Here is a 13,966-nt window from a genome sequence, read left to right on the forward strand (position 1 = left end):
ATGCTGGAAACAGTCGTAATCGTCGTGCATCTGCTGGGCGCCATTGGCGTCGTTGGTCTGGTGCTGCTGCAGCAGGGTAAGGGTGCCGATGCTGGTGCTTCTTTCGGTGCGGGTGCTTCGGGTACCGTGTTCGGAAGTCAAGGTTCCGCTACCTTTCTGAGTCGCTTTACTGCTATACTTGCCGCGGCTTTTTTCATTACCAGCTTGGGTTTAGCCTTCTTTGCTAAAGAGAAAGCTGATAATCTGACGCAGGCTGGTCTGCCGGATCCGGCGGTGCTGGAAGTGCAGCAAGAGAAGCCGGCAGTTGAAGATGTTCCGGTGCTCGAAGAGCAGAAGCCGGCAGTCGAAAAGGCTGACGCGCCTCAGGTTCCGGAGCAGAAGTAATACCCTCTTTGCCGAGGTGGTGGAATTGGTAGACACGCTACCTTGAGGTGGTAGTGGCCATAGGCTGTAGGGGTTCGAGTCCCCTCCTCGGTACCATATTTCGGCAGGGCCCGCAGATTGCGGGCCTTGTCGTTTTCAGGAGTTCGGTTGACCCTCTGGGGTTAGGTCCGTATACTCTTGGCCCAGCTTTGGCGCGGGGTGGAGCAGTCTGGTAGCTCGTCGGGCTCATAACCCGAAGGTCGTTGGTTCAAATCCAGCCCCCGCAACCAGTCGTAAAGAAGCCCCTTATTCAGGGGCTTTTTGCTAGCTGGACAATCCGCCACCGGCATTATGATCGCGTGGCACGATGGATGGGCGTTTCGCCCATTTTTTATTTCTACGACATGCGCGGAGGGCTTCGGGTGTCGAGCAAGCTGGAACAGTTGCAGGCCATGTTGGCCCCGGTGATCGAATCTCTCGGCTATCAATGCTGGGGAATCGAGTTCATTTCCCAGGGGCGGCATTCCCTGCTGCGCGTGTACATCGATCATGCCAGCGGCATCTTGATCGAGGATTGCGAGGCGGTCAGCCGGCAGGTCAGCGCCGTGCTGGACGTCGAAGATCCGATCAGCAGCGAATACACCCTCGAGGTGTCTTCGCCAGGCATGGATCGACCGCTGTTCACCATCGAACAGTTCGCCAAGCATGTTGGCGAGCAGGTGAAGATCAAGCTGCGCTCGCCCTTCGATGGGCGACGCAATTTCCAGGGCCTCCTTCGCGGTGTGGAGGAGCAGGACGTGGTGGTGCTGGTGGATGACCACGAATTCCTGTTGCCGATCGATCTGATCGACAAGGCCAACATTATCCCCCGTTTTGACTGAGACGCGGATCCCGCGGATCCAATGGATTGCGAAAGGCGAGGCGTACGATGAGTAAAGAAGTACTGCTGGTTGTTGAGTCGGTATCCAACGAGAAAGGCGTACCGGCCGATGTGATTTTCGAAGCGCTGGAGCTGGCTCTGGCGACGGCGACCAAGAAACGTTTCGACGACGAAGTCGAGCTGCGTGTGGCGATTAATCGCCACAATGGCAGCTATGAGACTTTCCGTCGCTGGGAAGTGGTGGCCGAGGACGATCTGGAAAACCCGTCGGCCCAGCTGACCGTCGAGCAGGCGCAGGAGCGCGAGGCTGGCGCCAAGCTCGGCGATTTTGTCGAGGAGCCGGTCGAGTCCATCGAGTTCGGCCGTATCGCCGCGCAGACCGCGAAGCAGGTCATCGTGCAGAAAGTGCGCGAGGCCGAGCGTGCCCAAGTGGTCGACGCCTATCGCGAACGCGTTGGCGAGATCATCTCCGGCACCGTGAAGAAGGTCACCCGCGACAGCGTGATCGTCGATCTCGGCAACAACGCCGAAGCGCTGCTGGCCCGTGAAGACATCATCCCGCGCGAGACCTTCCGCGTCGGCGCACGCATGCGTGCCCTGCTCAAGGAAATCCGTACCGAGAACCGCGGTCCGCAACTGATCCTGTCGCGCACCGCGCCGCAGATGCTGATCGAGCTGTTCACCATCGAAGTGCCGGAAATCGCGGAAGGCCTGATCGAAGTGATGGCCGCCTCCCGTGATCCGGGTTCGCGCGCCAAGATCGCCGTGCGTTCCAAGGACAAGCGTATCGACCCGCAAGGCGCCTGCATCGGCATGCGTGGTTCGCGTGTCCAGGCCGTCTCCGGTGAGATCGGTGGCGAGCGCGTGGACATCGTGCTGTGGGACGAGAACGTCGCCCAGTTCGTGATCAACGCCATGGCTCCGGCCGAAGTGGCGGCGATCATCGTCGACGAAGATGCCCACGCCATGGACATCGCCGTCGGTGAAGACAACCTGGCCCAGGCCATCGGTCGTGGTGGCCAGAACGTGCGTCTGGCCAGCCAGCTGACCGGCTGGACCCTGAACGTGATGACCGAGGCCGACATCCAGGCCAAGCAGCAGGCCGAGACTGGCGACATCCTGCAGGCCTTCGTCGACGAGCTGGAAGTCGATGAAGAGCTGGCTCAGGTGCTGGTCGAAGAAGGCTTCACCAGGCTGGAAGAGATTGCCTACGTGCCGATGGAAGAGATGCTCAGCATCGACGGTTTCGACGAGGAGATCGTCAACGAGCTGCGCGCTCGTGCCAAGGACCGCCTGCTGACCAAGGCCATCGCCAACGAAGAGAAGCTGGCCGATGCCCAGCCGGCCGAAGACTTGCTTTCCCTGGAAGGCATGGACAAGACGCTGGCCCAGGAACTGGCGGTGCGTGGCGTAGTTACCCGCGAAGACCTGGCCGAGCAGTCGATCGACGACCTGCTCGACATCGACGGCATGCAAGAAGAGCGTGCCGGCAAGCTGATCATGGCCGCCCGAGCCCATTGGTTCGAGTAAGCGGTTGCGGCCTGAGGAGAGAGATGCATGACGCAAGTCACGGTGAAAGAACTGGCCCAAGTGGTCGATACACCAGTGGAGCGCCTGCTGCAGCAGATGCGTGAGGCAGGTTTGCCTCACACCAGTGCCGAGCAAGTGGTGACCGACAACGAGAAGCAGGCCCTGCTGGCGCACCTGAAAGGCAGCCACGGCGAGAAGCTGGAAGAGCCGCGCAAGATCACCCTGCAGCGCAAGACCACCACCACCCTGAAGGTTGCCGGTAGCAAGACCATCAGCGTGGAAGTGCGCAAGAAGAAAACCTACGTCAAGCGCAGTCCGGCCGAGATCGAGGCCGAGAAGCAGCGTGAGCTGGAAGAGCAGCGCGCCGCCGAAGAAGCTGTCCGCCTGAAGGCCGAGGAAGAGGCTCGCAAGCAGGCCGAAGCAGCCGCCAGCAAGCCGCAGGAAGCTGCTGCCCCGGCCGCCGCCGAAGCGCCTGTAGACGTTGCCCCGATCGTGGCTGCCGCCGCCGCTGCCGAACCTGCTGCTGCCGTCGAGCGCAAGAAGGAAGAGCCGCGCCGCGTCGAGAAAGACAAGCCGGCACGCAGCGACGACGACGAGCGTCGCGATCGCAAGCATGCCCAGCACCGTCCTTCCCTCAAGGAGAAGGAAAAGGCGCCGGCTCCGCGTGTCGCTCAGCGCAGCACCGACGAAGAAGTCGACGATTACCGCCGTCGCGGTGGTCGGATGAAGCCGAAGAAGCGTAACCAGCACGGGTTCCAGAGCCCGACAGGACCTATTGTGCGCGAAGTAGCGATCGGCGAGACCATTACCGTTGGCGACCTGGCTGCCCAGATGTCGGTCAAGGGCGCCGAAGTGGTCAAGTTCATGTTCAAGATGGGCTCCCCGGTGACCATCAACCAGGTCCTGGACCAGGAGACCGCGCAGCTGGTCGCCGAGGAAATGGGCCACAAGGTCAAGCTGGTCAGCGAGAACGCGCTCGAAGAGCAACTGGCCGAGTCCCTGAAATTCGAAGGCGAGGCTTTCTCCCGTGCGCCGGTAGTGACCGTGATGGGCCACGTCGACCACGGCAAAACCTCCCTGCTCGACTACATCCGTCGTGCCAAGGTAGCCGCAGGCGAGGCCGGTGGTATCACCCAGCACATCGGTGCCTACCACGTGGAAACCGACCGCGGCATGGTCACCTTCCTCGATACCCCGGGCCACGCTGCGTTCACCGCGATGCGTGCCCGCGGTGCCAAGGCCACCGACATCGTCATTCTGGTCGTCGCGGCCGATGACGGCGTGATGCCGCAGACCCAGGAAGCCGTGCAGCACGCGAAAGCGGCTGGCGTACCGATCGTGGTCGCGATCAACAAGATGGACAAGCCGGATGCCAATCCGGACAACATCAAGAACGGCCTGGCCGCGCTGGATGTGATTCCGGAAGAGTGGGGCGGCGATGCTCCGTTCGTAGGTGTTTCGGCGAAGGCCGGTACCGGGGTCGACGAGCTGCTCGAAGCCGTGCTGCTGCAGGCCGAGGTTCTCGAACTGAAAGCTACCCCGTCGGCTCCTGGCCGTGGTGTGGTGGTCGAATCGCGTCTGGACAAGGGCCGTGGCCCGGTGGCCACCGTGCTGGTCCAGGACGGTACCCTGCGTCAGGGCGACATGGTCCTGTGCGGTGTCAACTATGGCCGCATCCGTGCCATGCTCGACGAGAACGGCCAGCCGATCAAGGAAGCCGGCCCGTCGATTCCGGTCGAGATTCTCGGCCTGGACGGCACCCCGGACGCCGGTGACGACCTGACCGTGGTGGCGGACGAGAAGAAGGCCCGCGAAGTCGCTCTGTTCCGCCAGGGCAAGTTCCGCGAAGTGAAGCTGGCCCGTGCTCACGCCGGCAAGCTGGAAAACATCTTCGAGAACATGGGCCAGGAAGAGAAGAAGACGCTCAACATCGTCCTCAAGTCCGACGTCCGTGGCTCCCTCGAAGCGCTGCAAGGCTCGCTCAGCGGCCTGGGCAACGACGAAGTGCAGGTTCGCGTGGTCGGCGGCGGCGTCGGTGGTATCACCGAGTCCGATGCCAACTTGGCGCTGGCGTCCAACGCGGTGCTGTTCGGCTTCAACGTGCGTGCCGATGCCGGTGCGCGCAAGATCGTCGAGGCCGAAGGCCTGGACATGCGTTACTACAACGTGATCTACGACATCATCGAAGACGTCAAGAAAGCCCTGACCGGTATGCTCGGCAGCGATGTTCGCGAGAACATCCTGGGTACCGCCGAAGTGCGTGACGTGTTCCGTTCGCCGAAGTTCGGCGCCGTCGCTGGCTGCATGGTCATCGAGGGTACCGTCTATCGCAACCGTCCGATCCGCGTACTGCGCGAAGACGTGGTGATCTTCGAAGGCGAACTGGAATCCCTGCGTCGCTTCAAGGACGACGTCGCCGAAGTGCGTAACGGCATGGAGTGCGGTATCGGCGTGAAGAGCTACAACGACGTCAAGGTCGGGGACAAGATCGAAGTGTTCGAGAAGGTCCAGGTGGCTCGTACCCTGTAAGGGACGGCCCGCAACACCGGACGCCCGGCCCCGCATCAGCGCGGCCGGGCGTTTGCCGCTTGTGAACCCGCTGGCAGTGTCGCGGGTGAGGTAGGAAGAAATGGCAAAAGTGTATAGCCGTACCCAGCGTATCGGCGATCAGATCCAGCGCGAGCTGGCGCAGATGATTCCGCGCGAGGTCAAGGACCCGCGTCTGGGCTTCGTCACCATCACCGCCGTCGACGTCAGTCGCGATGTCGGCCACGCCAAGGTGTTCATCACCGTGATGGGCGAGAACGATGCGGAGAAGATCAAGCAGAACGTGCGTGTGCTCAATGACGCTGCCGGTTACCTGCGCATGCTGCTGGGCAAGGCGATGAAGCTGCGCAGCGTGCCGCAGCTGCATTTCCACTATGACGAGAGCATCTCTCGTGGTACGCACCTGTCGGCGCTGATCGATCGTGCGGTGTCCGAAGACAGCAAGCATCAGGACGACTGAGCGTGGCCCAGGTGAAACGTATCCGCCGCAATGTCAGTGGCATCCTGATCCTCGACAAGCCGCATGGCATGAGCTCCAACCAGGCCCTGCAGAAGGTGCGCTGGCTGCTCAATGCCGAGAAGGCCGGTCACACCGGCAGTCTCGATCCACTGGCCACCGGCGTGCTGCCGCTGTGCTTCGGCGAGGCCACCAAGTTCTCCCAGTATCTGCTGGATGCCGACAAGGGCTACGAGACCCTGGCGCAGCTCGGCGTGACCACCACCACCGGCGATGCCGAGGGGGACGTGCTCGAGCGTCGCGAGGTGACCGTCGGTCGGGATGACGTGGAGGCACAGCTGCCGCGTTTCCGTGGTGAAATCAAACAGATACCGCCGATGTACTCCGCCCTGAAGAAGGATGGCCAACCGCTGTACAAGCTGGCGCGTGCCGGCGAGGTAGTGGAGCGCGAAGCGCGATCTGTTACTATCGCGCGCTTGGATTTGCTGGCCCTGGATAATGCGCAGTTGCGCCTGTCCGTGGCCTGCAGCAAAGGCACCTATATCCGCACCCTGGTGGAGGATCTAGGTCGCGAGCTGGGCTGTGGTGCCCACGTAGCCGAGTTGCGGCGCACCCAGGCCGGGCCGTTCAGCCTGGCGCAGACGGTGACGCTGGCAGAGCTGGAGCGGGTACACGCGGAAGGCGGCAACGAGGCACTGGATCGCTTCCTGCTGCCATCGGACAGCGGCCTGGAGCACTGGCCACTGCTGCAGTTCAGCGAGCACAGCGCCTATTACTGGCTGCATGGCCAGCCGGTACGCGCTCCGGAAGCGCCGAAGTTCGGCATGGTCCGGGTGCAGGATCACAATGGTCGCTTCATCGGTATCGGTGAAGTGAGCGAAGACGGGCGCATCGCGCCGAAACGATTGATCTCTACCGCTACTTGATGCCGGTAGACGCTCCGGGCTCCGGCCCAGGGCAACTGATTCGGTCAAATGACCGGAACCGCGGGCGGACTCGTTCACTCGCGGCCAAGAGGGTGGCTGTCAACAGGCGCGGTCATTCCTCTATTTAAAACACGGGAGTCGCTCCCGGCCTGTTCACTCTAGGAGCCCATTACCATGGCACTGAGCGTTGAAGAAAAAGCCCAGATCGTTAACGACTACAAGCAAGCTGAAGGCGATACCGGTTCTCCGGAAGTGCAGGTTGCCCTGCTGACCGCCAACATCAACAAGCTGCAGGACCACTTCAAGGCCAACGGCAAAGACCACCACTCGCGTCGTGGTCTGATCCGCATGGTTAACCAGCGCCGCAAGCTGCTGGACTACCTGAAGGGTAAGGACACCAGTCGTTACAGCGCCCTGATCGGTCGCCTGGGTCTGCGTCGCTAAGACGTACACCTGAAGTGAGAAGCTGGAAGCTCGGAGTTGCAGGACGGTTGATACCGGCCCGTGGCTTCGGCCTTCCAGCTTCTGGCTTTCTACAGAACGGAATTTGAAACCCGTTCAAAAACCGGTTCCGCCGAGCCGAGTTCTGAACAGGTTTCAGGGGCAGCAGGCCCCTGTTGCAGCAGTTTCCCCCAAGGCAACAAAGAGAAGGAAAATACCGTGACTCCGGTTATTAAAAAGTTCCAGTTCGGTCAGTCGACCGTCACCCTCGAAACCGGGCGCATTGCCCGTCAGGCCTCCGGTGCCGTTCTGGTTACCGTGGACAACGATGTCAGCGTGCTGTGCACCGTGGTTGGCGCCAAGCAAGCCGACCCGGGCAAGGGCTTCTTCCCGCTGTCCGTGCACTACCAGGAAAAAACCTACGCTGCCGGCAAGATCCCTGGCGGCTTCTTCAAGCGTGAAGCGCGTCCTTCCGAGAAAGAGACCCTGACCTCGCGCCTGATCGACCGTCCGATCCGCCCGCTGTTCCCGGAAGGCTTCCTCAACGAAGTGCAGGTCATCTGCACCGTGGTCTCCACCAGCAAGAAGACCGATCCGGACATCGCCGCGATGATCGGCACCTCGGCCGCCCTGGCTATCTCCGGCATTCCGTTCGACGGCCCGATCGGCGCCGCGCGCGTGGCCTTCCACCCGGAAACCGGCTATCTGCTGAACCCGACCTACGAGCAGCTCAAGGCTTCCAGCCTGGACATGGTTGTGGCCGGTACCAAAGACGCCGTGCTGATGGTTGAATCCGAAGCCAAAGAGCTGACCGAAGACCAGATGCTGGGCGCCGTACTGTTCGCCCATGACGAGTTCCAGGCCGTGATCAAGGCCGTTGGCGAACTGGCTGCCGAAACCGGCAAACCGCGCTGGAACTGGACTGCCCCGGCCGAGAACACCGCTCTGCTCAGCGCCATCAAGGCCGAGTTCGGCGAGGCCATCTCCCAGGCCTACACCATCACCATCAAACAGGACCGCTACAACCGTCTGGACGAGCTGCGCGACCAGGTCGTTGCCAAGTTCTCCGGCGAAGAGGGCCAGCCGTCCTCCGGCGAAGTCAAAGACGCCTTCGGTCTGATCGAATACCGCACCGTGCGCGAGAACATCGTCAACGGCAAACCGCGTATCGACGGTCGCGACACCCGCACCGTGCGTGGCCTGAACATCGAAGTCGGCGTGCTCGACAAGACTCACGGTTCGGCCCTGTTCACCCGTGGCGAAACCCAGGCCCTGGTGGTTGCCACCCTCGGCACCGCTCGTGACGCGCAGCTGCTCGATACCCTGGAAGGCGAGAAGAAAGACCCCTTCATGCTGCACTACAACTTCCCGCCGTACTCGGTCGGCGAGTGTGGTCGCATGGGCGCCACCGGCCGCCGCGAAATCGGCCACGGTCGTCTGGCCCGCCGTGGCGTCGCCGCCATGCTGCCGGCTGCCGACGAGTTCCCGTACACCATCCGTATCGTCTCGGAAATCACCGAGTCCAACGGTTCGTCCTCCATGGCTTCGGTCTGCGGCGCTTCCCTGGCCCTGATGGACGCCGGCGTGCCGATGAAGGCCCCGGTTGCCGGTATCGCCATGGGTCTGGTCAAGGAAGGCGACAAGTTCGCCGTACTGACCGACATCCTCGGTGACGAAGACCACCTGGGCGACATGGACTTCAAGGTGGCCGGTACCGCCAATGGCGTGACCGCACTGCAGATGGACATCAAGATCCAGGGCATCACCGAAGAGATCATGGAGATCGCCCTGAACCAGGCCCTGGAAGCGCGCCTGAACATTCTCGGCCAGATGAACCAGGTCATCGCCCAGTCGCGCACCGAGCTGTCGGCCAACGCCCCGACCATGCTGGCGATGAAGATCGATCAGGACAAGATCCGCGACGTCATCGGCAAGGGTGGCGCCACCATCCGCGCTATCTGCGAAGAGACCAAGGCCTCGATCGACATCGAAGACGACGGCTCGATCAAGATCTTCGGCGAAACCAAGGAAGCGGCCGAGGCTGCGCGTCAGCGCGTTCTGGGCATCACCGCGGAAGCCGAGATCGGCAAGATCTACGTCGGCAAGGTCGAACGCATCGTTGACTTCGGCGCCTTCGTCAACATCCTGCCGGGCAAGGACGGTCTGGTGCACATCTCCATGCTGAGCGACGCTCGCGTGGAGAAGGTCACCGACGTACTGAAGGAAGGCCAGGAAGTCGAAGTGCTGGTACTGGACGTGGACAACCGCGGCCGCATCAAGCTGTCCATCAAGGACGTTGCTGCTGCCAAGGCTTCGGGCGTTTAAGTCCAAGTCAGGCGGTAAACAAGGAGGGCCCCTAGCGGGCCCTCTTTTTTTGCCCGCGATTTGCCCCGACAATGGCGCTTTGCGCAGTACCAACAAGGACGTCTGGCGATGGAAATCACTCACTGCCGCTATCACCCCGCCCAGCCCGCCACCTGGTATTGCCCACCCTGCCAGCGTGACTATGGCGATTGCTGCGTGCCGCTGAATGCCGACGCGCCGGAGCTGGAGCCGCAGTGTGCGCTGTGCGGCGGCAAGCTGCGCTTCCTGGGGGCGGCCAACACCGCGCAGCCGTTCTGGCAGCGCATTCCCGCATTCTTCCGCTATGGCCTGCAGCCGGGGCCGTTGGCCTTTGCCGCCGCGCTATGCCTGGCCAGCCTGTTCATGCCGGCCTGGAAGCTGCTGTGGCTGGCCCTGTTCTGCGTGGCCACCAAGTACCTGCAGAGCGTGATCGAGAGCGCCAGTCAGGGCACGCGCGAGGCGCCGACACTGCTCAGCGCCTTCGATGGCGAAGGCTTCAGCCTGTTCTGGCGCGTGCTGGTGATTTTCTTCCTGTCCTTCGCCGTGGTCTGGCTGGCGGCGGATTTCGACAGTGAGGCGCTGTTCTGGGCTGCCACCCTGGGCGTGCAGTTGCTGATCCCGGCCAGCCTGATCCGCCTGGCGCTGGACAAGACCCTGGGGGCCGCACTGAGCCCCGATCAGGTCGGCTCGGTGATCCAGGCCATGGGCTGGCGCTATCTGATTCTCTGGGTGTTCCTGTTCATCCTCTGGCAGTCGCCGGATTGGGTCATCTACATGCTGTCCAAGGGCTTGCCGGAGGTGGTACTGATCCCCGTCGCGGCGCTGCTGTTTGGTTATTTCAGCGTGGTGATGTGCGCCATGATGGGCTACGCCGTGTTCCAGTATCAGGGCGCCCTGGGTTACGTGGCGGTGGATGACGAGGCGTCGAGCGGCTTTCCCGCCGAGGAGTACCGGCGCCGCCGGGCTCTCGCCGATGCCGAGGTGCGATTGAAGGAAGGGCAGAGTGGCCATGCCCTGGAGGTGCTGGCCAAGGCGCTGGACGTGGCGCCCAATGACCTCAAGCTCAACGAGCGCTTCCATCAGCTGCTGTTCGGTCTCGATGCGCGCGAGCGCTGCCTGCGCCATTTGGCGCATTACCTGCCGCTGGCGGCACGCCTCAACCCGCCTCAGGCTGCCACGGCGCTGCTGAATGCCCGGCAGCTTAAGCCCGACTATCTGCCGGACGATGCCCAGGTCTGCGAGCGCGTGGCGGAGGCTCTGCTACAGCGGCACAAGACCCGCGAAGGGCTGAGCCTGCTGCGCAATCTGCATCAGCGCTTCCCAGATTATCCGCATATCCCGCGGGCCTATCTGTTGGCCGCGCGTGGCTTTGCCGAGGGGCTGGGGCAGCTGGAGCCGGCGCAGAAACTGCTCGGCTTTATTCGTGCCCGCTATCCGCAATCACCCTTGCTGGGAGAGGTGGCCGGCCTGGAGGCGATCATCGCCCAGCTGTCGGCACGGGCCTGACGCCAGGTATTGCAATCTGCACGGTCAATTCTTGCGGTTTCGGCATTTTGCATGCCCACGTTTGGCTTGTTGTTTCTTTAACTCTATGAAAAATAAAGATTTTTACTGATTTAAAAAGCTGGCATAGCGCTTGCGATATCTACTCCTGCAAGCGCAGCCAGGAGTTGGCTGCGAACACTTCCGAAGCAATCAGGAGTAGATCGCTATGAAACAGCCTTTCAACAAGTGGACCCTTGCCGCTCTTACTGCCGCTGTCATGGGCATGCCGCTGAGCAATGCGGCTTTCGCCGACGAACCTCTGCAGCTGGCCGCCAGTGAAACCGTCAACGAGGCGGAAGAAGCGGTTACCGATACCTGGATCACCAGCAAGGTGAAAGCCAGCTTCCTGGCCGACGACAGCATCAGCGGCCTGGATATCAAGGTGGAAACCAACGAAGGCGTGGTCTCGCTGTCCGGTGTGGTACCGACCGACGCCGAGCGTGATCTGGCGGTGGAAAAAGCCAAGGCGATCAAGGGCGTGACTTCCGTTTCCGCCGATGGCCTGAAATCCACCGAGTAATCCGCAGCGCTGCCGGCATGCCGGCAGCACGCCAAGGGAGGAAGCGCCATGAACTCCGATGTGATCAAAGGCAAATGGAAACAGCTCTCCGGCCGCATTCAGGAGCGCTGGGGCAATTTGACCAACGACGACCTGGATATTGTCGAAGGTCATAGCGAGTATCTGGAAGGCAAGCTGCAGGAGCGTTACGGCTGGACCAAGGAACGGGCGCAACAGGAAGTGCGCGACTTCAGCAGTAAGCTGTAGCAGCCGTTTGCCATAAAAAAGCCCCGATTCCGGGGCTTTTTTATTTGTGGCTTCATGGATTCAGCGCGCCAGATTCTGTTGATCGAAACTCAGTTGATGAGTCTGCTCCGCTTCGGGGAAGGCCTTGCGCAGATAGTGGGCCAGTTCGCTGACCGCGCGCAGATCCCGGCGCTGCCCCAGTTGCTTGGCCAGCTGCAAGGTCAGCGGCGGTAGCTGCGGGAGTGGTTGTGGCAGCTGGCTGAGCCGCCGCCATACAGCCAGGCCGTGAGGGCCTTCACCGAGGCGAATCAGCTTCTGCAGCAGGTGCAACTGCACGGCGGGATGCCCGAGCAGTTGGCGGTGCGTTTCGCTGCTGTCGTTGGCCATGCGCAGCAGCAGGGGCCTGGCCTCTAGCGTATCCGGCAGGGCGAACAGCTGTTTGAGTACCTGCGTCAGCAGCGCTTTGTCCTGGCGTCCGCAGGCGACTGTATAGAGGCGTTCCAGCAGTGCGGCGCGACCTGGATAGCGGGCTAGCAGGTCGGGGCCGCGCGTAGCGGCCTGGGGCAGGGCGAATTGGCCGATAAGCTGATCCAGCGCTGCCAATTCGCGCTTGAAGGGCGCGTCCGGGTCTTCCTTGAGCAGGTAGGCTTCATCCATCTGCAGGCGACCGCTGAGGCGCGCCAGCCACACGGCGAGGAAGCCTGCGCCGAGACCGCCGAGGTGGGCGTAGTAGTTGATGTGATCGTCCGCCGCCAGCAGGCCGTAGAGCTCCTTGCCTATCCAGACCGGCAGTATCCACAGGGCCGGTGCCTTGAAGTAGCCGATCAGCGGACCCAGCCAGTAGAAGAAGTTGATCCGGCGCAGGCCGTACACGCCGATATACATCCCCATCAGCCCAGAGATGGCGCCCGAGGCTCCCACGCCGGTGACCCACGCCGGGTCCAGCGCCCACCACAGCAGGTGCGAGGCTAGGCCACTGAGCAGGTACAGCCCCAGGTAGACCCAGCGGCCCAAGGCGATTTCCAGGGCGAAGCCGAAGATGAACAGGAACAGCATGTTGCCCAGCAGGTGGTCGAAGCTGCCATGCAGGAACATGGCGCCGAACAGCCCTTCGACGGTGAACTGCGCCGGAATGAAACCGAAGCGGAATGTGCTGAGCTGGTTGCGCGCCTCTTCGGCCCTGGCGCGTGCCGCCTGCCAGGCCGGATCGGCGCGGAAGTCGGCGCGCTGGTGCAGCGCGTGCTCGAACTGCAGATCGTGCAGTATCCACCCGGCCAGCTCCTGGCGGCGCATATGGTCGACATACTCGCGCTGCTCGTCGTCCAGCTTTTCCCGCTGGGCGATGTCCTCGAGGAACAGCGCCCGCTCGCGGCCGAGCAGACCGCCGTCGAGGTAGGCCTGCACCGCCACCTCGCGGCGAGCTTCGTCGCCGCCCTGGTAGGCGAAATAGATCAGGGTGTTGAGCAGAATCAGCAGCAGGGTGATGACTGGCGGGCGCTTCCAGTCCAGCGGGTGCTCGGCGGGGATGATCAGCATGGGGGTATGTCTGGGTCAGTTGCTGCGTTTGCTGTCGATCCGGACGAGACGTTCGCCCTCGAACTGCAGGAAGTACAGCATGCCGCCGTTTCTGGGGCCGTAGACCCACTCTTCCTTTTGAAATTTCTCGTTGCCGTCCTTGTCGAGGATATAGCCGGTCACGGCCTGGCTCGCCGGTGCCCCGCATTTGGCCAGTACTTCGGAGGTGCGATCACCCCTGTCGGCAATGCCATGCTCACAGCGCAGCGAGGCCTGAGCTTCCAGGGTTATAAGGGCACACAGAGTGGTAGCGAGCAGCTTCTTCATGGCGAGCATCCTTGTTCTGAAGGTGTTAACGGGCTGTCATTTGCCGCGTTTGCTTTCGATCTTGGTGACGCGGTTGCCTTCCAGGCGCAGGAAATAATACATGCCGTTCTTCGGCCCGTAGGTCCATTCCTCGACTTCTACCTCATGGACGTAGCCATAGATATCGAGCACTTCCTTGTAACCGAGGAAGTCGCGCTGAACCGGAGTCCCACACTTGTCTTCCACCTCGCCGGCCAGGTCATCCAGACTAATCAGGCGCGTGCCGCAGCGCAGCGTGGAGGCCGCTTCGGCCGTGGTGGCCAGCAGCAGGAGGAGGGCCGGCAACAGGTATCCGAGAGGCATGATGA

At 62.2% G+C, this 13,966-nt stretch carries 14 protein-coding genes and 2 tRNA genes; 13 read left to right on the plus strand and 3 right to left on the minus strand.

From position 1 onward, the window contains the following. The 13 genes from secG (at window position 1) to N7607_RS03695 (ending at window position 11,798) form a co-directional block, all read left to right on the plus strand. Entirely contained in the window at window positions 1–384 is a 384-nt protein-coding gene (secG, locus tag N7607_RS03635; protein WP_279864378.1) for a preprotein translocase subunit SecG, read from the plus strand. Between the two features lie 10 nt (window positions 385–394). After that, a tRNA-Leu gene (locus N7607_RS03640) sits at window positions 395–480 on the plus strand. Window positions 481–576: 96 nt separating this feature from the next. Then, a tRNA-Met gene (locus N7607_RS03645) sits at window positions 577–653 on the plus strand. A gap of 132 nt (window positions 654–785) precedes the next feature. Then, window positions 786–1,244: a ribosome maturation factor RimP gene (gene rimP, locus N7607_RS03650; protein WP_279864560.1), complete on the plus strand. Its 459-nt coding sequence runs from the start codon at window positions 786–788 to the stop codon at window positions 1,242–1,244. Window positions 1,245–1,291: 47 nt separating this feature from the next. After that, window positions 1,292–2,773 carry a transcription termination factor NusA gene (gene nusA / locus N7607_RS03655; protein ID WP_279864377.1) on the plus strand — a complete coding sequence of 494 codons (1,482 nt, stop codon included), beginning with the start codon at window positions 1,292–1,294 and terminating at the stop codon, window positions 2,771–2,773. Between the two features lie 27 nt (window positions 2,774–2,800). After that, window positions 2,801–5,302, plus strand: a complete 2,502-nt coding sequence (infB, locus tag N7607_RS03660) for a translation initiation factor IF-2 (protein ID WP_279864375.1) — start codon at window positions 2,801–2,803, stop codon at window positions 5,300–5,302. A gap of 100 nt (window positions 5,303–5,402) precedes the next feature. Next, window positions 5,403–5,780 (plus strand): 30S ribosome-binding factor RbfA, encoded by a 378-nt coding sequence (gene rbfA / locus N7607_RS03665; protein ID WP_137971038.1) that lies wholly within the window; start codon window positions 5,403–5,405, stop codon window positions 5,778–5,780. A 2-nt stretch (window positions 5,781–5,782) separates the two neighbouring features. Continuing rightward, complete coding sequence (truB, locus tag N7607_RS03670; protein WP_279864374.1) at window positions 5,783–6,703, plus strand: tRNA pseudouridine(55) synthase TruB; 921 nt, start codon at window positions 5,783–5,785, stop codon at window positions 6,701–6,703. Window positions 6,704–6,877: 174 nt separating this feature from the next. Next, the gene (gene rpsO / locus N7607_RS03675) at window positions 6,878–7,147 is read left to right on the plus strand and encodes a 30S ribosomal protein S15 (RefSeq protein ID WP_021700421.1); all 270 of its coding nucleotides are present in this window, start codon (window positions 6,878–6,880) and stop codon (window positions 7,145–7,147) included. Between the two features lie 216 nt (window positions 7,148–7,363). After that, on the plus strand, window positions 7,364–9,469 hold the full coding sequence (gene pnp / locus N7607_RS03680) for a polyribonucleotide nucleotidyltransferase (protein WP_279864373.1): 2,106 nt from the start codon (window positions 7,364–7,366) through the stop codon (window positions 9,467–9,469). Window positions 9,470–9,577: 108 nt separating this feature from the next. Beyond that, on the plus strand, window positions 9,578–10,993 hold the full coding sequence (locus N7607_RS03685; RefSeq protein ID WP_279864372.1) for a hypothetical protein: 1,416 nt from the start codon (window positions 9,578–9,580) through the stop codon (window positions 10,991–10,993). A gap of 205 nt (window positions 10,994–11,198) precedes the next feature. Then, the gene (locus N7607_RS03690; RefSeq protein WP_279864371.1) at window positions 11,199–11,552 is read left to right on the plus strand and encodes a BON domain-containing protein; all 354 of its coding nucleotides are present in this window, start codon (window positions 11,199–11,201) and stop codon (window positions 11,550–11,552) included. 48 nt (window positions 11,553–11,600) lie between these two features. After that, window positions 11,601–11,798: a CsbD family protein gene (locus N7607_RS03695; RefSeq protein ID WP_043308795.1), complete on the plus strand. Its 198-nt coding sequence runs from the start codon at window positions 11,601–11,603 to the stop codon at window positions 11,796–11,798. Between the two features lie 60 nt (window positions 11,799–11,858). On the opposite strand, the gene N7607_RS03700 is transcribed toward N7607_RS03695, so the two are convergent. The 3 genes from N7607_RS03700 to N7607_RS03710 are packed head-to-tail and all read right to left on the minus strand — an operon-like array spanning window position 11,859 to window position 13,961. Continuing rightward, window positions 11,859–13,313 carry a rhomboid family intramembrane serine protease gene (locus N7607_RS03700; RefSeq protein WP_279864370.1) on the minus strand — a complete coding sequence of 485 codons (1,455 nt, stop codon included), beginning with the start codon at window positions 13,311–13,313 and terminating at the stop codon, window positions 11,859–11,861. Window positions 13,314–13,328: 15 nt separating this feature from the next. Continuing rightward, window positions 13,329–13,619, minus strand: coding sequence for a DUF2845 domain-containing protein (locus N7607_RS03705; protein WP_279864369.1), 291 nt, complete (start codon window positions 13,617–13,619; stop codon window positions 13,329–13,331). Between the two features lie 36 nt (window positions 13,620–13,655). Continuing rightward, entirely contained in the window at window positions 13,656–13,961 is a 306-nt protein-coding gene (locus N7607_RS03710) for a DUF2845 domain-containing protein (protein ID WP_279864368.1), read from the minus strand. Between the last annotated feature and the right edge of the window lie 5 nt (window positions 13,962–13,966).

The organism is Pseudomonas sp. GD04019 (genome assembly GCF_029837695.1).
In the GTDB taxonomy this organism is placed as follows: Bacteria; Pseudomonadota; Gammaproteobacteria; order Pseudomonadales; family Pseudomonadaceae; genus Aquipseudomonas.

Bases quoted from the DNA above. Each gene is read 5' to 3' on its own strand.
- secG (WP_279864378.1), top strand. From the start codon at position 1: ATGCTGGAAACAGTCGTAATCGTCGTGCATCTGCTGGGCGCCATTGGC.
- nusA (WP_279864377.1), top strand. From the start codon at position 1,292: ATGAGTAAAGAAGTACTGCTGGTTGTTGAGTCGGTATCCAACGAGAAA.
- infB (WP_279864375.1), top strand. From the start codon at position 2,801: ATGACGCAAGTCACGGTGAAAGAACTGGCCCAAGTGGTCGATACACCA.
- rbfA (WP_137971038.1), top strand. From the start codon at position 5,403: ATGGCAAAAGTGTATAGCCGTACCCAGCGTATCGGCGATCAGATCCAG.
- rpsO (WP_021700421.1), top strand. From the start codon at position 6,878: ATGGCACTGAGCGTTGAAGAAAAAGCCCAGATCGTTAACGACTACAAG.
- N7607_RS03685 (WP_279864372.1), top strand. From the start codon at position 9,578: ATGGAAATCACTCACTGCCGCTATCACCCCGCCCAGCCCGCCACCTGG.
- N7607_RS03690 (WP_279864371.1), top strand. From the start codon at position 11,199: ATGAAACAGCCTTTCAACAAGTGGACCCTTGCCGCTCTTACTGCCGCT.
- N7607_RS03695 (WP_043308795.1), top strand. From the start codon at position 11,601: ATGAACTCCGATGTGATCAAAGGCAAATGGAAACAGCTCTCCGGCCGC.
- N7607_RS03700 (WP_279864370.1), bottom strand. From the start codon at position 13,313: ATGCTGATCATCCCCGCCGAGCACCCGCTGGACTGGAAGCGCCCGCCA.
- N7607_RS03705 (WP_279864369.1), bottom strand. From the start codon at position 13,619: ATGAAGAAGCTGCTCGCTACCACTCTGTGTGCCCTTATAACCCTGGAA.
- N7607_RS03710 (WP_279864368.1), bottom strand. From the start codon at position 13,961: ATGCCTCTCGGATACCTGTTGCCGGCCCTCCTCCTGCTGCTGGCCACC.